At 60.1% G+C, this 19,836-nt stretch carries 14 protein-coding genes; 8 read left to right on the top strand and 6 right to left on the bottom strand.

Annotated elements, in window-relative coordinates; all coding sequences use genetic code 11:
• Window positions 1–75: 75 nt before the first annotated feature.
• The gene (locus R3C19_06410; protein ID MEZ6059975.1) at window positions 76–984 is read right to left on the bottom strand and encodes a sialate O-acetylesterase; all 909 of its coding nucleotides are present in this window, start codon (window positions 982–984) and stop codon (window positions 76–78) included.
• Between the two features lie 295 nt (window positions 985–1,279).
• Window positions 1,280–1,585: a GIY-YIG nuclease family protein gene (locus R3C19_06405; GenBank protein MEZ6059974.1), complete on the bottom strand. Its 306-nt coding sequence runs from the start codon at window positions 1,583–1,585 to the stop codon at window positions 1,280–1,282.
• Between the two features lie 445 nt (window positions 1,586–2,030).
• Between R3C19_06405 and R3C19_06400 the strand changes: the two genes are divergently transcribed.
• The 4 genes from R3C19_06400 to R3C19_06385 all read left to right on the top strand — a co-directional run bounded on the left by R3C19_06400 (window position 2,031) and on the right by R3C19_06385 (window position 7,286).
• The gene (locus R3C19_06400; GenBank protein MEZ6059973.1) at window positions 2,031–4,475 is read left to right on the top strand and encodes a PSD1 and planctomycete cytochrome C domain-containing protein; all 2,445 of its coding nucleotides are present in this window, start codon (window positions 2,031–2,033) and stop codon (window positions 4,473–4,475) included.
• 61 nt (window positions 4,476–4,536) lie between these two features.
• Entirely contained in the window at window positions 4,537–6,087 is a 1,551-nt protein-coding gene (locus R3C19_06395) for a DUF1501 domain-containing protein (protein ID MEZ6059972.1), read from the top strand.
• 325 nt (window positions 6,088–6,412) lie between these two features.
• The gene (locus R3C19_06390; GenBank protein MEZ6059971.1) at window positions 6,413–6,643 is read left to right on the top strand and encodes a hypothetical protein; all 231 of its coding nucleotides are present in this window, start codon (window positions 6,413–6,415) and stop codon (window positions 6,641–6,643) included.
• A gap of 448 nt (window positions 6,644–7,091) precedes the next feature.
• Window positions 7,092–7,286 (top strand): hypothetical protein, encoded by a 195-nt coding sequence (locus tag R3C19_06385; GenBank protein MEZ6059970.1) that lies wholly within the window; start codon window positions 7,092–7,094, stop codon window positions 7,284–7,286.
• Window positions 7,287–7,984: 698 nt separating this feature from the next.
• Here R3C19_06385 and R3C19_06380 read toward each other — a convergent pair.
• Entirely contained in the window at window positions 7,985–8,764 is a 780-nt protein-coding gene (locus R3C19_06380) for a FliA/WhiG family RNA polymerase sigma factor (GenBank protein ID MEZ6059969.1), read from the bottom strand.
• A 696-nt stretch (window positions 8,765–9,460) separates the two neighbouring features.
• Complete coding sequence (locus tag R3C19_06375) at window positions 9,461–10,372, bottom strand: TIM barrel protein (GenBank protein MEZ6059968.1); 912 nt, start codon at window positions 10,370–10,372, stop codon at window positions 9,461–9,463.
• Between the two features lie 438 nt (window positions 10,373–10,810).
• Here R3C19_06375 and R3C19_06370 point away from each other — a divergent pair, with 438 nt between their 5' ends.
• The 4 genes from R3C19_06370 to R3C19_06355 all read left to right on the top strand — a co-directional run bounded on the left by R3C19_06370 (window position 10,811) and on the right by R3C19_06355 (window position 15,883).
• Window positions 10,811–11,809 (top strand): zinc ABC transporter substrate-binding protein, encoded by a 999-nt coding sequence (locus R3C19_06370; GenBank protein MEZ6059967.1) that lies wholly within the window; start codon window positions 10,811–10,813, stop codon window positions 11,807–11,809.
• Window positions 11,810–11,979: 170 nt separating this feature from the next.
• The gene (locus tag R3C19_06365; GenBank protein MEZ6059966.1) at window positions 11,980–12,795 is read left to right on the top strand and encodes an ABC transporter ATP-binding protein; all 816 of its coding nucleotides are present in this window, start codon (window positions 11,980–11,982) and stop codon (window positions 12,793–12,795) included.
• On the top strand, window positions 12,792–14,564 hold the full coding sequence (locus tag R3C19_06360) for an iron chelate uptake ABC transporter family permease subunit (protein ID MEZ6059965.1): 1,773 nt from the start codon (window positions 12,792–12,794) through the stop codon (window positions 14,562–14,564). Before R3C19_06365 ends, R3C19_06360 begins: the two co-directional genes overlap by 4 nt.
• Window positions 14,561–15,883, top strand: coding sequence for a metal ABC transporter permease (locus R3C19_06355; GenBank protein ID MEZ6059964.1), 1,323 nt, complete (start codon window positions 14,561–14,563; stop codon window positions 15,881–15,883). Before R3C19_06360 ends, R3C19_06355 begins: the two co-directional genes overlap by 4 nt.
• 160 nt (window positions 15,884–16,043) lie before the next feature.
• Here R3C19_06355 and R3C19_06350 read toward each other — a convergent pair whose 3' ends face one another.
• Both R3C19_06350 and R3C19_06345 read right to left on the bottom strand, forming a co-directional pair.
• Window positions 16,044–17,048 carry an aldo/keto reductase gene (locus R3C19_06350; GenBank protein ID MEZ6059963.1) on the bottom strand — a complete coding sequence of 335 codons (1,005 nt, stop codon included), beginning with the start codon at window positions 17,046–17,048 and terminating at the stop codon, window positions 16,044–16,046.
• Between the two features lie 59 nt (window positions 17,049–17,107).
• On the bottom strand, window positions 17,108–19,762 hold the full coding sequence (locus R3C19_06345; protein ID MEZ6059962.1) for a VWA domain-containing protein: 2,655 nt from the start codon (window positions 19,760–19,762) through the stop codon (window positions 17,108–17,110).
• Window positions 19,763–19,836 lie beyond the last annotated feature (74 nt).

The following is a 19,836-nucleotide window of genomic DNA, read 5'->3' as shown; positions in this document are numbered from 1 at the left end:
ATGGCGTCTGCGAAGCGCGCGTTCGCCGCTGCTTCGTCATCAAAGAGAGCGTTTGGACTTGATTCCGCCGGACCATTATTCATCTGCCTCCAACTTGACCAGCGCATCAGCAAACTGACGGCCGAGATCCACGTAGCCCGCCGAATCGTAATGCCACGGATCGGAGTAGCCGTACTCATCCGTTGAAACTACCAGCGCGGCATTCGCATCGTTCTTCGCAAAGTCGGCCTGAGCCTGTCGCACGATTTCGCCGTGGACCCAGGCCGGCTTGTTCCTGTCCGCGTAGGAAATCCGGCCGATCACAACCGGAAGGTCATCGGCCCGAAACGCGGCACGAATCAGGTCCATCAGCCGCTTCAGGTTTGCTTCGTACTTTTCCGCGATTTCCGGTGAGTAGGCCGCATCGCTTTCCCCCTGCATCCAGACGATGCCGGCGGGGATCAGTCTGTCCGGGGTTCCGTCGTCGTCGATATCCGCATCGGCGCAGGCACCTCGAACGGTGGCCAGGAAATGGTCGTACTGGTTCACTCCGTTTTTGCCCTTGAAGTCGGGTTCCCAGCAGCCGAACTGACCGGCCGCGTCCTGAGCAATCGACGTCCCGCCGCGCGAGTACTTGATGATCGCGATACGGCGGTCGGGAAATTGTTTTTTCAGCTCATGCGCAAACGTGACTTCAACGCCGAACCGGTTGGAGTAGTTATTCGCTTTGCCGTCCGACGTGAACCCGGTTCCGTGGCCGGGCCGCACTGTTGCCCACACACCCCTGCCGTCCACGGCTGTGTCGTCAGCAGCCATGTTGCCGTGAAAGATCGGCACATCGTCAACGGGCTGCCTGAGTTCCTCCGGCAGCTCCTCAACATAACCGAACCCGTCCATGTTCGACTGACCGCCGAGATAGTACACGTGGAAGTCAGTGGCGAACGCAGGGACGGAAGTCGATGCGAAAAACGTCAGACAGAAACAAACTGAACGGTGAGAAAACATGCAGCGTCCTTTGTGATCGAAGAATTGTGTCGGAACACAGCGGAGTCACGCCAGTGACGTCGCCGACATGTTACCGCAGAAACCCGCACTCCGTCATTCCCGCGCAGGCGGCGGCGGCCCGTCATTCCCGCGCAGGCGGTCGCTGTCCCGTCATTCCCGCGCAGGCGGGAACCCAGTCTCGTTCCAGCTGGGTTCCCGCCTGCGCGGGAATGACGGGGCGGAGGGACGGCTGGGTTCCGGCCTGCGCGGGAATGACGGAGTGGTGGGGCGGCTGAGCGATGACAACCGAGTGAATTCAGATGATTGCCGGGTAGAGATCGTTCCAGTCAGAGTTCTTCTCTTCGATCAAACGCAGCTTCCACGCGCGATTCCACTTCTTGATTCGCTTCTCCCGCGTGATCGCGGATTCCATGTCTTCGTGCAGTTCGAAGTAGACCAGCGTGTGAACGGCGTAGTCTTTCGTGAAGCCTTCTCGAACGTCGTTCTTGTGCTCCCACACGCGCTGGACCAGATCACTGGTGACCCCGGTGTACAGTGTGCCGTTGCGTTTGCTGGCAAGTATGTAAACCGCCGGTTGTTTGGGTGTGAGTTCGCCAGCCATTTCGCGAATCAGAACGTGTCGTGGATTGGTCGGGGTGAAGCGTACTGGTCAAGCGGTTCAGTGCACACCTTTCTTCGGGGTTCCGGGCTTCGCGGGAATGACGGGACGGAGAGGCGACGCTGGGTTCCCGCCTGCGCGGGAATGACGGAGCGGAGGGGCGACGCTGGGTTCCCGCCTGCGCGGGAATGACGGGGCGGAGGCGACGGCTGGGTTCCCGCCTTCGCGGGAATGACGGGCGGAGGGCGGCTGGGTTCCCGCCTGCGCGCGGAATGACGGGAATGACGGGGCGGTCCCGGCGCGGGAATGACGGGGCGGTGACTGCGGGAATGACGGGGGTCGGTTGGCTCGGTAGAATGAAGTTGCCTGTGGTTAGCCACCCGCCATCGAACTCTTACCTGCATTCCCGCCACTCTTCGGTTAGACAGCAATGACTCAGAATCGTTGGATGAAAACTGCTCCCGCCGTCACCGCTATCACACTGCTTTTTGCCGGCGTGGTCCGCGCTGATGGACCCGTCACCGAGGCGAAGGTCGACTTTCCTCGTGAGATCCTTCCGATCCTGTCGAACAAGTGCTTCGTTTGTCACGGCCCGGACTCCCACGATGCTGATCTGCTGCGACTTGACTCATTCGAAACCGCAACTGCGGACCGCGGCGGCTATCGCGCGATCGATCCGCAGCACCCCGACCAAAGTGAGATCCTGAAGCGGATTCACTCCGCCGATGACCCCATGCCGCCGGCCGACGCGGAAAAGCAACTGTCGCCACAGGAACGCGACGTGATCACCCGGTGGGTGAAGCAGGGCGGGACGTATGCCATGCACTGGGCGTTTGTGCCGCCAAAGAAACAAGTTCCCGCGATTGTGACATCATCGAACGCAAGCGACATCATTGATGCGTTCATCGCCGAAAAGCAGGCGGCTCAGGGAGTCACGTTCGCGCCGGAAGCCGACCGCGCCACTCTTGCACGGCGGGCGGCTCTGACGCTGATCGGTCTGCCTCCGGAACCCAAACAGCTTGAGGCGTTCCTGTCCGACAACCGCCCCGATGCGTATGAGCGATACGTCGACGACCTGCTTGCCGATCCGCATTACGGCGAACATCAGGCGCGGTACTGGCTGGACGCGGTTCGGTACGGCGATACTCACGGTCTGCACCTCGACAACCGCCGCGGCATTTATCCGTATCGCGACTGGGTCGTAAACGCCTTCAACAGCAACCTGCCGCTGAATGAGTTCATTACCTGGCAGCTTGCCGGAGACCTGCTGCCCGAGCCGTCGCTCGATCAGCTTGTCGCGACGGGTTACGTTCGCCTGAATCCCAGCACAGGCGAAGGCGGCGCGATCCCGGACGAGTTTCAGGTCAAGAACAATTTCGACCGCGTTGAAACGCTGGGCACGGTGTTCCTCGGCATGTCGCTGACCTGCGCTCGATGCCACTCTCACAAGTACGATCCGATTCCGCAGACGGAGTACTACCGGCTGCTGGCATTCTTCAACAACACCACCGAACCGCCTCTCGACGGCAACAAGTACGAATATGGTGCCGTCGTCAAAGCTCCGCAGAATCAGGACTCGTGGAATGCGTGGCACGAACTGGCCGCCGAACGCGCGGATCTGATCGACACCGCCAAAGCGGCTCTGACGAAGTCCGCCACGGCTGAAGAACTGACCGCATGGGAGACTGCCGACGCGGACCAGCGGCTGCAATTGCTGGCCGACCAGAACGGACCGTTCGCGAAGCTCGCGATGCAGCAGCCGGCAGCCGATCTGATCGCAAAGATCACCGCCGCGCAGGAACAATTCACGACGACCCTCGTCGCCGAGGAACTGCCCGAACCCCGCAAGACGTTCCTTCTGCGGCGAGGAGAATACGATCTGCCGACCGGCGACCCGCTCGATCCGGGTGTCATCAGCGTCATGGGAAGCCTGCCGGCAGACGCCCCGAAGAACCGCCTTGGTCTGGCTCAGTGGCTGACGTCTTCCAACCATCCGCTGGTCGCCAGAGTGCTCATCAATCGAGTCTGGCAGAACACGTTTGGCTACGGTCTCGTGCGGACTCCGGAGGATTTTGGTCTGCAGGGCCGCCAGCCGACTCATCCGGAACTGCTGGACTGGCTGGCCGTCGAACTTCAGGACAGCGGCTGGGATCTGAAACACATGCGGCGGCTGATGGTCAACAGTCGCACGTTTCGTCAGAACTCCGCGTGGCGAACCGACGTGGATGACCCGGAAAACCGGCTGCTCGCGCGAGGTCCGGGGTACCGGCTGGATGCGGAAGTCATCCGGGACATCGGACTCTGGTCCAGCAACCTGCTGGATCCTCAGATGGGAGGCGAAGGAGTGAAACCGTATCAGCCCGCGGGCATGTGGGAGGCTTTAGCTCATCCGGCGAGCAACACAAAGAATTACGTCGCCGACACAGGCCCGCTGCTTTACCGCCGCAGCCTGTATGTCTACTGGAAACGCACCAGCCCGCATCCCATGATGACGCTGTTCGACGCACCGGATCGCGAATCAAGCTGCGTTCGCCGTTCACGAACCAGCACTCCGCTGCAATCGCTGGGCATGCTGAACGAAACACAGCGGATTGAAATGTCGCGAAAACTCGCCGAACGCCTGCTGCACGAAGGTGCGAATACCGCAGAACGGCTGAGTCTGCTGTTCACATTGGTCGCCAGCCGTCCGCCAACGGATGTGGAACGTTCCGCCTGCGAACGTCTGCTGAAGACGATGCAGGCACGATATCAAAACGCCACCGAAGATGCGGTCGCATTGCTGTCAACCGGCGAAGCGAAGCGGGACGAGTCACTGGATCCCGCGGAACTCGCGTCATGGACTCAGGTTTGCGTCACGGTTCTGGCCAGCGACCTGGCGATTCTGATGTATTGAAAATCTGTCCCGCGCCGTCGCGGGTTCGACTGACATCGGAACGCGCAGACGGAAAACGAAGATGTCGAACAACACACTGCAAAGACACAACTTCAGGAGTCTGACAATGCATCACATGAATCCCCTTCGAGAATACGATCTTATGCTGACCCGCCGGCAACTCTTCGGCCGCTCGGCTCTGGGTCTTGGCACGGCTGCGATGGCCGGACTTCTGGCGCCGGAGATGGCTCGCGGCGACGAACTGACGCCTCCGGGAACACACCACACACCGAAAGCACAGCGAGTCATCTATCTGTTCATGAGCGGCGGTCCCAGTCAGCACGACATGTGGGACTATAAGCCGAAGATGACCGACATGTTCAATAAGCAATTGCCCGATGAAATCCGCAGCGGGCAGCGAATCACGGGGATGACGGCGAACCAGAAGAACGGACTGCCTGTTTGCCCCTCGAAGTACAAGTTCACGAAATATGACAACAACCAGAACGGTGTCTGGGTCAGTGAACTGCTGCCTCACACCGCCACCGTCGCGAAGGAGTTGTGCGTCGTTCACAGCACATTCACCGAAGCAATCAATCACGACCCGGCGATCACCTTCATTCAGACGGGCAGCCAGATTCCCGGTCGGCCGAGTCTGGGAGCGTGGCTGAGCTATGGGTTGGGCAGCATGAATGAGAATCTGCCGCGATATGTGGTGATGCACGCCCATTCCAATTTCGCTGAACAGAGCCTGTTCAATCGACTGTGGGGCACGGGATTCATGCCGTCGGACTACCAGGGAATGCTGCTGCGAAGCACGGGCGACCCGGTCCTGTATCTCAGCAATCCCGACGGAGTCACGTCGGCCGATCGCCGTTCGCAACTGGACGCGCTGGCGGCGATCAACGCCGTTCAGCACGACCGGTTCGCCGACCCGGAGATTCTGGCAAGAATCCGTCAGCACGAAATGGCGTACCGAATGCAGACATCCGTTCCCGAACTGATGGACCTGTCAGGAGAAACCGAAGAGACGTTCAAACTTTACGGCGAAGACGCGAAGACTCCCGGGACATTTGCCGCCTGCTGCCTGAACGCTCGACGTCTGGCAGAACGCGGAGTCCGCAACATCCAGATCTTCCACCGCGGCTGGGACGCTCACGGAAATCTGCCGAAGGAACACGAATCACAATGCAAAGACGTCGACCAGGGCTGCGCGGGACTGATCAAAGACCTTCGTCAGCGAGGCATGCTGGATGAAACGCTGGTGGTCTGGGGCGGCGAATTCGGCCGCACCGCCTATTGCCAGGGCAACCTGACAAGAGAAGACTACGGTCGTGACCATCATCCGCGATGTTTCACCACGTGGATGGCCGGCGGAGGAATCAAGCCCGGCATCACTTACGGTCGCACGGACGACTACGGCTACAACATCACCGATGCCGATGGCGTCACGCTGTCGCCTCAGCCGACACCGGCCACGTGGACGCCCGGCACGATGCACGTCCACGACCTGAACGCAACGATCCTGCATCTGGTGGGCATCGACCACAAACGCCTGACCTACCGCTACCAGGGCCGCGACTTCCGCCTGACCGATGTCCATGGCCATGTAATTCACGATATTCTTGCGTAACGGCGTCTGGAATTCGATTCGTCGTCCTTGCTGTGTAAGCAGAGTCCAGGCCGAATTGGGGAAAGCAAAGTGGTCAGGCAGAATACGACGCTCGCAGATCATGTTCGGCTGGTTCGTTGCGATCCTGATCGCGGTTCTGGGCGGATACCTGACGGGCCGTGGCATACGCGAGCTGCGAATCGGTGTTGTCAGCAATGACTGGCCAGCAGGTTACGCCGCATCGCCAAATCGCTGATTGAAGAAGACAATGGCGGCGACAATACCGTGTACAAGGCGGTAGTTCAGTATTCGTACACGGTCGACGGCGTTCAGTACGTCTCTGACAGTGTCTATTCGGGTTATCATTCCTCGCCAACAGAGTCGTCTGCGGAAGCGATTGTCGCGGCGTTATCCCGCTGACAAGGAAATCACGGTATATTTCGACGCCGCGCATCCGCAGACTGCGGTCCTGGAACGCGGCGCGTCGGCGAGGCCGATCATCGCAATCCTCGCCGGTATCCCGTTGCTGATCTTCGGTCTGTTACTGGTTCGCTGGCTGATCGACGGGGCAATGTAGCAGCCCTGCCGGCATACACTGGGACCAGGAAAATAAATCTGTCGGTGACCGACGTCCACGGCCATGTAATTCACGACATTTTGGCGACCACGGGCCTGCTTCGCCCCGACCGACCTGAGCCTCGTCCGGTGTGCTTCGGCCCAACGGCCAGCGTTCGTGCAGCCTGGGCATCGCCCCGGAATGCGCTCCCACAACGCACGAAGTCCCAACGGACGACCGTTCGAGCGGTTTCACGTATGTGATTGGCGGGGTCCATCAATCGATCAACACATCGCCTTTGAACGGCGGCCCGTTGGAAGCCCGCCGGCCTGAATCGAAGTCTCGCACCGCTACCTGGGACTTTATTCAGGCTGGATGAATGGTCGTCCGTTGGGACTGAACTTCGGGAGCATCGTTCTCATGCCGATACCCCGTGAAAGGTCAGCATATTACCGTTCCTGCGTGATCGATGATGGCGATCAGTTTCACTACACCGGCGGAACGTGCGGCATTTCTCGCCAGCGAGCTGATTGTCAGCCTCATCCGTCACGGAATGTTGTTCTTCCGTCACAACGATTACACGAATTTTGTGGAATCGTTGCAGCGATCGAGCTTGCGTCGTGCGGTGGCAGTACCGCTCCAAGAGTTGCACGCGATCGTTTGATGGCACCCAGAACCAGCCGAGCATCCTTGCTGGTCTTTACGAACATGGCATCGCCTTCCGTATCGCAGGACCGCAATGGCTCGCCCGTCTTTGGATCCAGCAGTTTCGGATTGCTGAATCTGAACTCCTGTGGCTCCAAAGTCCAAATGCTGAGTTCTGCGGGACGCGGCTCGGTCACCAGTCTGGGAGATGTTTCCTTCCGTTGCGGTCTCTCCGACTCATCGGCTTTCGAGACATTGCCGGTGGCTTCAGCGTCAGCGAATACGATACGCGTACGGTGAAAAATGGTGTATCTGACATCCGGCGTGGCGACGGCGATATCGGCAGTCAGCAACCATTTCCCGGCTGCAGCGTCGTCCATCGTGATTTTGTAAGTTCCAAAGCGTGCCAGCCTGCCGGAGTCTTCATTGGCATCAGATTTCGAGGTCTGTGCAGCTGCAACCTGCGTCGCTCCGGCACAGATGCCAAGCCATGCCAGCAAAGAAAGGCAGGATGACGTCTTCATCACTATCGCCTTTCTCATCATCTTCGCCTTCTGCTAACGCTGCGGCACCTGGGCACACGACATCTGGATGTTATTTTCCGCCAGTGAATGGATTCTACCAGTCGTTGCAGAAAGATCGCGCACCAAATACAGAAGCCCGGCTGAGTTTCCTCAGGCCGGGCTTATTCGTGTTTGATGAAATCGGACCCCGAATCTACTCGTCGAACTCAGGGCGTCGCTCACAAAGCTGTTCCTTCAGTCGGCCGACGATGCTGCTGTGCATCTGGCTGACTCGGGATTCTGACAGGCCCAGAGTGCTGCCGATTTCCTTCATCGTCAGTTCCTCGTAGTAGTACAAAATGATGATCAGCCGTTCGTTGCGGTTCAGGCCCTTGGTGACCAGTTTCATCAGGTCCAGCTTCTGAATGCCGTTGGTGGGATCTTCACCCTTCGCGTCTTCCAGCACATCGACTTCGCGAACGTCCTTGTAGCTGTCGGTTTCGTACCACTTCTTGTTCAGACTGACCAGGTTGACGGCGCTGGCTTCGGTCTTCAGACGTTCGAATTCCAGAATCGGCAGCCCCATTTGAGCGGCGATTTCGGCGTCCGTCGGCGGACGGCCGGTGCGAGCTTCGACGGCCTTGCGAGCGGCTTCCATCTTGCTGGCCTTGCTGCGGACAAGACGCGGAACCCAGTCCATCGTCCGCAGTTCATCCAGCATGGCTCCGCGGATTCGGGGCACACAGTAAGTCTCGAACTTGACTCCCCGGTCCATATCAAAGGCTTCGATCGCGTCCATCAGTCCGAAGACTCCGGCGGACATCAGATCATTCAGATCGACACCTTCCGGAAGCTTCGCCCAGACACGTTCCGCGTTGTATCGCACCAGCGGCAGGTACCGCTCCATCAGCCGATTCCGCAGCGCCTGATTGGTCTGGTCTTTCTTGAATTCGATCCAGACGTCTGCGACATCTTCACTGAGCTTCGTAGCCATTCAATCCTCCATGACGAACTGCACACCATGTGTGCATGACGCTCCGTATCCGGAAGCATCGGCAATGAACCGGTCGGGGGTTCAGTCAAACCATCAGCCCGGCCGCGGATGCGTCAATTGGCGCGCAACCCGGCAATTTCTGCTGATCACTGAATCAGCCGCCGAGTTGTTCCGCCCGCGAACCGGCGGTCTGTTCTGAACAAAACCGGATCTGTTCCCGCGATCCTTCGTTTCGTTGAAATCTGCGCGACGTTCGACCAGGTCGCATTCTGCCGACGACGGTCGAACACCGTGCTCCGCGAATAACGGCCAAACAGCGCTCGTTGACCGCTGTTCCGCATGGCCGCAACTCATCGGAGGCGGGGTGATAGTGGAGGGCAAAGCGCGAGTCCATACGGAAGAACGCGGGAATCTCGCGCTTTTCCCGGCCCGTGCGCGGGTTCGGCAGAAACAACCGGACAGGTTTGCTGCGGTCGGCAAAAACAATCCGGCGCGCGCATTCAGGTCAGCCGGTTGAAAATGCCAGGGGCATATTCTGCAGAAGCACGTCGTCGCGCAGCGTGTCTGACTTCCGCAAGAATCGTGGCCTTCGAGTCGCCCCCATCGGTTCTGTTCGGACGGTCGGTGATTGCCACACCCGGTGCCGGATCACTTCGCGACAAGACGCCATAGCCGCATCGCCGCGCGGCAGAGATCTCACACATCGCACAGCCATGCCGCGTGACGCAGGCCCGCGACCGGGTCGTCCCAGGTCGGGATAAATTCCTGCGTCACATAGCCTTGATAGCCCGTGTTCAGGATCGCGTGCATGATGGCCGGATAGTTGATTTCCTGAGTTTCATCCAGTTCCCCGCGGCCTGGATTCCCCGCCGTGTGGTAGTGGCCAATCAGTGAGTGATAGTTGCGGATGCGCCGAATGACGTCGCCATTCATGATCTGCACGTGGTAAATGTCGAACAGCAGCCTGAAGCGTTCGGAATCCATCTGCTTCACCAGCCGGATGCAGCGTTCCACATCGTCGCCGAAGTAGCCCGGATGGCCCTTCATCGGGTGAGAATCGTCGCGCGTATTCAGGTGTTCCAGAACCAGCGTAATCTGCTTGTTCTCTGCGTAATCGATCACCTGCTTCCAGCAATCGATGCAGTTTTGTTCCTGTTGAACGTCGCTGATTCCGTCGACTCGCATGCCGGTGAAGGTAATCACATTGGGGGCCTCCCATTCCGCGGCGATGTCGATCGACTTCTTCAGCGCGGCGATGACGTCTTCGTGGTTTTTCGGGTCGACCGGGCCCTTCACGAAACCATGACTGTTTACCAGTGAAACCTTCAGGCCGTGCTTCTTTGCCTCCGGATAAAACTTCGGATCAATGCCCTCCATCGCCAGGTAGCCGATGTCCGCACAGTGCCGAATCAGGTCGGGGATCGGCATGGGATCAAAGCACCAGCCCATGACCGCCTGGTGAATGCGATTCTTCGCGATCCTGAATTCGCCGGGAACGGCACTTCGCGTCTGCTGCGGAGCTGCGGCAGCTGCGCCGACAGACGCGGCTGCGACCGAAGCGCCAAGACCGGCAACCACGGTCCGTCGCGATATTGATGCGTGAGACATGATTTTCTCCGTGCGTTGTGCCATGGGGTAATCGCTGGAAATCGACGGATTTCGAACAGCGATCATGGTGACGAAGACGAAACCGTTTCGCCAGTAATGGCGCTCAATCACGCAACGGGTACACATCCTGCCGTTCAGGCAAGTTGTGCCGCGCAGCGGCCGGAAGGCGTTGAGGCGGGAGCGAGCCAGGTCTCGAGCACTGCCATCACGAACGCCGTGCGAAAAATGACCGCCGGTGGACTCACCACGCACAGGGAACGTTTCCGACGGCTGCGCCGCACAACTTGCTGGACGCAGGATGTGGTACCCGCCGGAACGGCCAGCAACCGGAAAGCAACCCCTCGGAGCGGTCGTTGACAGAAATGTAGCATCGGCTACACTTTATTCCCTGAAACGCAGCACTGGCTGCTTTCATCCATCGGACGGAGTAAACACGTCGTGATTCTCAGACTGTTTCAATACGTGGTTGCGATCGTGCTGGCCGGTGTTCTGGCCGGGTGCGGCGGTTCGGCAGGTACGAGCGGCACCGGGAGCGACAAAGCGGCGTCGGGCCATAATCCCGTCAAAGTCGTCGCCACGGTCGGCATGGTTGCGGACATCGTGCGGCAGGTCGGCGGAAAACACATCAGCGTCACGCAGATCTGCGGTTCCGGCGTCGATCCGCACTTGTATAAGGTCACTCGCGACGATGTCAAAACAATCATGGGCGGAGACATCGTCTTCTATTCCGGTCTGATGCTGGAAGGCAAGATGACCGACACGCTGGTCAAAGTTGCTCGGTCGAAGCCCGTCATCGCAGTGACGGAAGGGATTCCTGAGACGTCGCTGCTGGAACCGGAAGATTTCGCCGGACACTATGACCCGCACGTCTGGATGGATGTCAGTGCCTGGTCGGAATGCGTCGCCGTGGTCGCGGACTCACTGGCAAAGTTCGACCCGAACCACGCCGAAGCGTTCCGATCCAGCGCGGCCGAGTATCGACAGCAGTTGTCGAAGCTTCACGAGTATGGCGGCAAAGCGATTGCGACGATCCCTGACGGCAGCCGCGTCCTGATTACATCTCACGACGCCTTCAACTATTTCGGGCGAGCCTATGGGCTGGAAGTGCTTGGAGTGCAGGGCCTGTCGACGGAATCGGAGGCCGGCCTGCAGCACATCAACGAACTGGTAGACCTGCTGGTTGAACGCGATATCGCAGCCGTGTTTGTGGAAAGCAGCGTGCCGCGCAAGAACATCGACGCACTGGCTGAAGGAGCCCGCTCAAGGGGCCATGACGTGAAAATTGGCGGCGAACTGTATTCCGATGCCATGGGAAGCGAAGGCACCTACGAAGGAACATACATCGGAATGCTGGACCACAACATCACGCTCGTCGCCCGGATGCTGGGCGGGGAAGCTCCGGCGGAAGGGTTTCAGGGAAAGCTCAAGCCGGATTAATCGTTTAACCGCGACCCCTGGCGAGCGCTTCGCTGTCGACGGTGCTTTCAGATTGCCGCTTCCGAAATCCCATCTACTTCTATCCCTGAACGGCCGGAGCAACTCGGTGAGCGCAGCGCTCGCCAGGGCTGGCGGTTAAACATGTCGAACAGAATGCGAGGCGTTTTCCAGTGTCCAGTGTCGTTCACGATTCGGGCGTTGCATCAAGTGCCGCACCGTCCCCCGACATTCCGCTGTCGGTTTACGACCTGACGGTTGCGTATCATCGCAAGCCGGTCATCTGGGATGTGGAATTCGACGTGCCGCCGGGGACGCTGGTCGGCGTCGTCGGGCCGAATGGAGCAGGGAAGAGCACGCTGCTGAAAGCCGTCATGGATCTGACTCCGAAGGCTTCCGGCCGCGTCCGGGTGTTTGGCGACACGTACCGGCACAATCGCCGGCGAGTCGGCTACGTGCCACAGCGCGAAAGCGTCGACTGGGACTTTCCGGTGAACGCACTCGACGTCGTCACGATGGGACTTTACAGCCGCATCGGCTGGTGTCTTCCGGTTCGCCGCAGGCATCGCAAGGCCGCGATGGATGCGTTGGAACGCGTCGGAATTGCGGACCTCGCACACCGGCAGATCAGCCAGTTATCCGGAGGCCAGCAGCAGCGCACATTTCTGGCGCGGGCGCTGGTACAGAACGCGGATCTGTACCTGATGGACGAACCGTTCGCTGCCGTCGATGCGTCGACGGAACGAGCCATCATCCAGATTCTTCGCGAGATGAAGGCGGACGGAAAAACGGCGGTCGTGATTCATCACGACCTGCAGACCGTGCCCGATTACTTCGACCACGTCGTGCTGCTGAACATGCGCGTGGTCGCTCACGGACCGGTGGAAGAAGTGTTCACGTCGGAGAATCTTCAGAAGACCTACGGCGGTCGTCTGACGCTGCTGGACGAAGTTTCGGATGCGATGCGCAGACGGGAGCGGTCGCTGTGAGTGCCTCGCGTAACGTTGCTCCGCATGCAAAAACTTTCGTAGCGGAGGTTTCAACGAAGGGTCGTGATGAGGCCGGCAAACGCCAGCAGCGATGGAAGCATCCCGGCGCTACGTCAATTCTGCCGAGTGTCCACTATCCCGTCATTCCCGCGCAGGCGGGAACCCAGCCAGCGCGTCACTGGGTTCCCGCCTGCGCGGGAATGACGGGACGTCTGATCTTCGCATGTCGGCGGGTGGTGCTGTTCCTGATATGGGGGATGGCTTGCGCGAGCACCGCGTTCGCCGCACCTCCGACACACCCATCCGGCCATGAATCCCTCAGCGACCGGGCGCTCGCATGGCCGTCCGTCGAACAGTGGCGGCGAGTCCTCCTGCTGGAGGACTACAACTCGCGAGTCGTCATCCTCGGCACGACGCTGCTCGGCTGCGCAGCCGGAGTCGTCGGCAGTTTCACGCTGCTTCGCAAACGGGCTCTGATGGGAGATGCGATCAGTCACGCCACTCTGCCGGGGATCGCTTTGGCGTTCATCGTCGCCACAGCCGCCGGTGCCAACGGGAAAGCGCTGCCCGTGCTGCTTTCAGGAGCCACCGTCAGCGGGCTGGTTGGTGTCGCCGCGATTCTGATGATCCGCCGGCTGACGCGGCTGAAGGAAGACGCGGCGCTTGGAATCGTGCTGAGCGTGTCTTACGGAGCCGGTGTCTCGCTGCTGGGCGTGATCCAAAACATGTCGACCGGTCACGCCGCCGGTCTGGAATCTTTCATTTACGGCAAGACCGCTTCGATGGGCCTGAAGGATGCCTGGATGATCGCACTGGCCGCCGCCGTGTGTCTTGTCGTTTGCCTGCTGCTGTTCAAGGAACTGAAGCTGTTGTGCTTCGACGAAGGCTTTGCGGGTTCCGACGGATATCCGACAGTGCTCCTGGACATTGCACTGATGACGCTGGTGGTCATCGTGTCAATCGTCGGACTGCAGGCGGTGGGTTTGATTCTGATGGTCGCGCTGCTGGTCATTCCGGCGGCCGCGGCCAGATTCTGGACGGAGTCGATGCTGCGCATGACGGTAATTTCCGCCGTGCTGGGAGCCGCGGGCGGAATGCTGGGGGCGGCGATGAGTGCTCTGTTTTCAAACCTGCCCTCCGGAGCAATGATCGTACTGGTGTGTGCGGCGTTCTTTGTCGTCAGCATGATGTTCGGTTCCGCGCGAGGCGCGCTGACTCGCTGGCTGCGTCGTCGCCGGCTGAATCGCAGAGTCCAGCGTCAGCATCTGCTGCGAGCGATGTTTGAACTGCTGGAGGCGGGCAGCGCCGGTGTTACTTCCGGCATGCCTGTTCCGGCGGGGGCTGCCGGTCCGGACGGCTCGGCGGGAGCGTTACTTTCGCAATGGCTTGAACTGCGGACGGTTGCCGTCGCCGATTTGCTGCAGGAACGAAGCTGGTCAATTGGAAGACTGCGACACGAAATACGAAGCGCCGAGGATGACGGCCTGGTCAGCACATCGGACGCACAACATGTCCGGCTGACGACGCAGGGTTTCCGTGAAGCGGCCCGGCTGACTCGACAGCACCGCCTGTGGGAGCTGTATCTGATCACGTATGCCGAAGTTGCCGCCGCGCGAGTCGACAGGGACGCGGACGCGATCGAACATGTTCTGGAACCGGAAATCGTCGCTCGGCTGGAAGCGCTGCTGGAGAAGCGCGAGGTGGTCAGGCAGGTTCCCGCAAGTCCGCACGAACTGGCGGAACCGCGCGCGGCGGGAGGTGCGGGATGATGTCCGCTCTGAACGACTGGACGTTCGCGCTGGATGGCTGGATCGTCATTACGGGAGCCCTTTGCGCGGTCGCCGCGGCGCTGCTGGGAAACTTTCTGGTGCTTAGAAAGCTCAGCATGCTCGGTGACGCAATCACTCATGCGGTCCTGCCGGGCCTGGCGGTTGCCTTCTTCATCAGCGGAACTCGCAACAGCGTGCCAATGTTCGCGGGAGCCGTCGTCGTCGGGCTGCTGACGGCAGTGTTTACCGAATGGGTTCGGGGAATCGGCCGCGTCGACGAAGGCGCTTCGATGGGAGTCGTGTTCACGTCGCTGTTCGCACTCGGCCTGGTGATGATTGTGCAGGCGGCCGATCACGTCGACCTGGATCCCGGCTGCGTCCTGTACGGGTCACTGGAATCCATTCCGCTGGACCTGCTGGGTGACGAGGATCGCAGAATTCCGCAGCCGACGCTGACTCTGGCAGTTGTCGCATCCATCAACCTGCTGTTTGTGGTTGTGTTCTTTAAGGAGCTGAAGATCACGTCCTTCGATCCGGGTCTGGCGACGTCAACCGGTTTCCACGCCGGATTGATGCACTACGCGCTGATGGTGCTGGTTGCCGTGACGGCGGTGGCGAGCTTTGAAACGGTCGGCAGCATTCTTGTTGTGGCGATGCTGATCGTGCCGCCGGCTGCCGCGTACATGCTGACCGATCGGCTGACGACGATGATTGTGCTCAGCGTCATTCTGGCCGCGCTGTCGGCTCTGCTGGGACACGCTGCGGCGCTGATTGTGCCGTCGTGGTTTGGTTTCGGCAGCACGACAACCGCCGGCATGATGGCGGTCGTGGCGGGGCTGCTGTTTCTGCTGGCGGCGGTGCTGGGACCGCGTCACGGGATCCTGGTGAAATTTGTCAGACGCCAGGTGCTGGCACTGCGGATTCTGGCCGATGATGTCGTCGCGCTGCTGTATCGCCTGGAAGAGAAAGCGGAAACGTCGGCGGCATCGCTGACAAGTCTGCAGGATCTGCTGCTGGCGGATCAGATGTCGCTGCGAACGGTCCTGAAGTGGCTGCGCATACGCGACGAACTTGATGTCACCGATTCCGGCTACGTGCTGACAGAACACGGACGCGCACGAGCCCGCGGACTGGTGAGATCTCATCGGCTGTGGGAACAGTACCTGGTGTCTCTGGCGGGAATTCCGACTGACCGGATCCACGACAAGGCCGAGCGACTGGAACACTTCACCGATCAGGAACTTCGCGACCGGCTGGACGAAGCAACGGAAGCTCCAACAATCGACCCGCACGGTTCCGAGATTCCTGCGGAAAAATAGCTCCATTCAAGAGCCCACCGAATCGCACCCCGTCATTCCCGCGCAGGCGGGAACCCAGAGGACGTTCAGCTGGGTTCCCGCCTGCGTGGGAATGACGAGGGAGAGAGAATGCTGACTGGGTTCCCGCCTGCGCGGGAATGACGGGGAGAGGGCTCGTGGTTCACACACGCGGCTTTTCGAAGCCGCCCGCCGCAGCGAGATTTCCGTCGCGTTCCCTGAGAGCCTTCTCGACAGCGGCGACCGATGAGTCGTCCAGCGTGCGAGCGCCGGCGGCGACCGTTTCTTCAATTTGGTCCGGTCGGCGCGAACCGACAATCGCCGACGTTACTTCCGGTCTGCGCAAGACCCACGCGATGGCCAGTTCCGGAATCGTCCAGCCAAGTCCGTGCGCGATTCCCTGCAGTCGATTGACGAACTGAAGATTGATCTCAAGCTGCGGCGGCTGGAACCGCGGATCCCGGCTGCGGTGGTCCTTATCAGAAAGCTGAGCGGCTCGTTCCGCAGTGAACTTCCCCGTCAACAGCCCCTTGCCCATCGGGCTGTAGACGATGACTCCGATGTTGTTTTCACCGCAGTATGGCAGGATTCCTTCCTCGACCTCGCGAGCAATCATGCTGTACGGCGGCTGCAGCGACGTGATCGGAGCGATCGGCTGCAGGCGATTCATCTGCGACACGGAATGATTGGAAACTCCGATGTGTTTCACTTTACCCTGCCGCTGAAGATCGAGCAGCGTCGACCAGCCTTCTTCGATGTCTTCATCCGGTTCGGGCCAGTGCATCTGGTACAGATCAATGCAGTCAACGCCCAGCCGCCGCAGACTTGCATCGCACTCGGCGATGACGCTGTCTCGCTTCAGGTTTTTTCCAATGTCACCATTGCCCAGAGCAACGCGACCGCACTTGGTGGCGATGATCGGGCGGTCGGCTTCGGCAATCTGCCGCAGCGCTTTGCCGACCAGGATTTCGCTGCGGCCTTCGCCGTAGATCGCGGCGGTGTCGATCCAGTTAATGCCAAGTTCAACAGCGCGGACGATAACCCCGATGGCTTCGTCTTCGTTCTGATCACCCCAGCCGAACTTCCAGTCACCGCCGCCGATGGCCCAGGTGCCGAGTCCGATGACGCTGATGTCAAGATTGCTGTTGCCGAGTTTGCGGTACTGCATTGTCCTGGATTTCTGCTTTCTGTGTTCAGCTTCGAGCGGAGACTGTGAACCGGAATGGGTCAGGTTCGAAGATGAGTTCGGTGGAGTTCACTGCCGAACACGCGACTCATGTCCAGTCGCCGCAGAGCGACGTCGCAGACAAACAATACCAAAGCGGCAGACAGCAGCCACGGCCACAACGGAATCAGTCTCCACGCGGAATCGCCCGGCAGCGGTTCGAAGACATTCGATGGGCTTACGTTGAACGTACCTCCCGTTGTCGACGACAGGGACTGCAGAAGCTCATCGTTCACCGGACGCAGCCGAAGTTCGTCGCTGTAGCCGACGACGATCCCGCGCGTTTGGCGGAACAGGATCTCCGAACCGCGGGTTTGCGTCAGTTGCAGACTCCACGCGCCTGGTTCCGTCAGTTGAATGTTCGACTGATACCGCCCCGGCGAAGTCTGCGGCAGCGTGATCGATTGAGTCGCCAGTTGCGGGCTGATCAGTTGCAGCCGCGTGTCGAGACCGTTCAGAAACTCACCATCCGGCTGCGTGGCATCGATCGAAATCGTGGCCAGATCACCGTGGCGGGCGATGTCGACAACGAAACCCTTCGATTCCTTTTTTCGAACGGCGTACCGCACGACCTGTGCCCAGAACGGATTGAAACCGTCCCACGTCAGCCATTCCGCCGCCCATCGGCTGCTGGCGTCCGAAGTAAACGCCACGCTGATGCCGACACCGTAGCGCCACCAGGCAAGCAGCGGGTCGCCGGATTCCGTCGCCAGGATGACTTCACTGGTGGGCTTGGTCCGCGTCACGACATAGCCCAGCAGAAACGGAGCGGCCTCAAAATCCAGGTTCGCGAGCACCGATGACGCACGCATCACCTGCGGCAGAAACGGTTCTTCGCTGATGGCCGACTTGCTGGCGGTCAGCGTCTCCTTCGCAAAGATCTGCGGAATCGAAGACGGATCGTCCGTGTAGTAGTAGCGACCGCTGCCGAGTTCAGCGATCTGCCGCAGCAGTTCCTGATCCGTGTCGCCGATCCCGACGGTGGAAACAGTGATGCGTTCGTTGACCATATCCTGTGTGATGCCGGCGAAGTCGCCGGGCGTCGAGTACCCATCCGTCAGCACGATGACATGTTTCAGCCTGGCGGTCGTCGCTTTTAGCGCGGCGAATGCCTGTTCCATCGCCGGGTACATCGATGTTCCGCCGCCGGGTTCGATTGCGGCGATCCGGTCCGTCACGGCACCTCGCTGAGTCACCGGGCGCAGTTCGCTGACCCATACCGGAGACCCGTCAAACGCGATCACACCGATCTGGTCTCTGACGCCCAGCAGTTCCACGGCGGCACGAGCAGCGTCTTTGGCCAGTTCAATCTTCTGGCCACCCATCGAACCGGACTTGTCGATCACCAGGACCAGGGCCAGTCCCGGCTTTTCCTTTTCCTTTTCAAAGTCGCAGCGAACCGGCAGCACTTCTTCGACGACGGTTTTCTGGTAGCCGCCCAGACCGAAACTCTGATCGCCGCCGAGCATAATCAGACCGCCGCCGACTTCGCTGACATACGACCGGATCGCCGTCATCTGCTGAACCGTCAGGTCCGTCGACGGAATGTTGGAAAGCACAACAGCGTCGTAATTCTGCAACTCGGTAACAGACGCCGGCAGGCCGTCCGGTGGCCGCGTGTCGATGGCGATGCCTTCCTCTTCCAGCGCCCAGACAAGGTTTTGAGTCGTTTCCGGAGTGCTGTCGACCAGCAGAATCTTCGGCTTGCCGGCCACAAACACCAGGCCCGATGCCGTGTTGTTATCCAGCAGCGTATCGTTGAAGTATTCCGCTCCGTCCGCCGCCACGGCTGGTGACCGGATCGATGCGGTGTACTGCGTGGGCTCAGTGATCTGCTCGGTGAAGGGAAATCGGTTCTCACCGGCCTGAACGGATTTCAGTTCCGAAGCAATTCGAAACTCGCCGCCAAACAAATCGATGCGGACAATGTCGGCGTGATTTGCCGTGACAATGACTTCGATGGTAAACGGCTCTCCTTCGGCCACCTGAGCCGGCACGTTGACTGCGGCAAGCTGCAGTTCCGGATCGTTGCGAACCGGCAGCGGAACCGTGGAAATTCTCAGGCCGGATGACGCCGCCGCCGACAGAGCATCACCGGCTGTTTCATTGCCGTCGGACAGCAGCACGACGTGCGGCACATAGTTCGGCGGAACAGCGGCTGCGGCGATTTCGATCGCTGCGGCAATGTCGGTGCCGGGGCGGAGGGACTTCGATCCGGTCGCGATGTCCGCAGGAATATCGCGCCGCGAAGAGGCATCGATGTCAGCGGAGTCACGTCGTACGGCAAGCTGCTTCGCGAATTCCCCAGGTTCGGCTGCAAACGATAACACCGCGAACCGGTCTTCCGGCATCCCCTCGGTGGCGGCCGAAATGAATTCTGCTGCGGCAGCGAATGCGGCGTCTTCATCAAGGCTCATGCTTTCGTCGACAGCAAACACAACGAAGACGTCATCGCCGCGGCTTAACAGATTCAGTCCGGCGAGACTCAGCACCAGCAGCATCACGATCACGCAGCGAACCACCAGCGACGTCCGCAGTTGCTTCTTCGGCAGGTCCACCAGGCTCTTCAGGTACCCAGCCACCAGCAGCGAAATGACCAGCAGCGCGATCAGCCACTCCGGGCGGGAAAACTCAAGTTGAAAGGGCAGTTCAGGCATCGGTGAACGATACGTTTAACCGCGACCCCTGGCGAGCGCTGCGTTATCCGAGTCGCTTTGCCGAGCGGAAGTTT

The organism is Planctomycetaceae bacterium (assembly GCA_041398785.1).
Classification (GTDB): Bacteria; Planctomycetota; Planctomycetia; order Planctomycetales; family Planctomycetaceae; genus JAWKUA01.
This window is presented reverse-complemented; position numbering and strand designations above follow the sequence as displayed.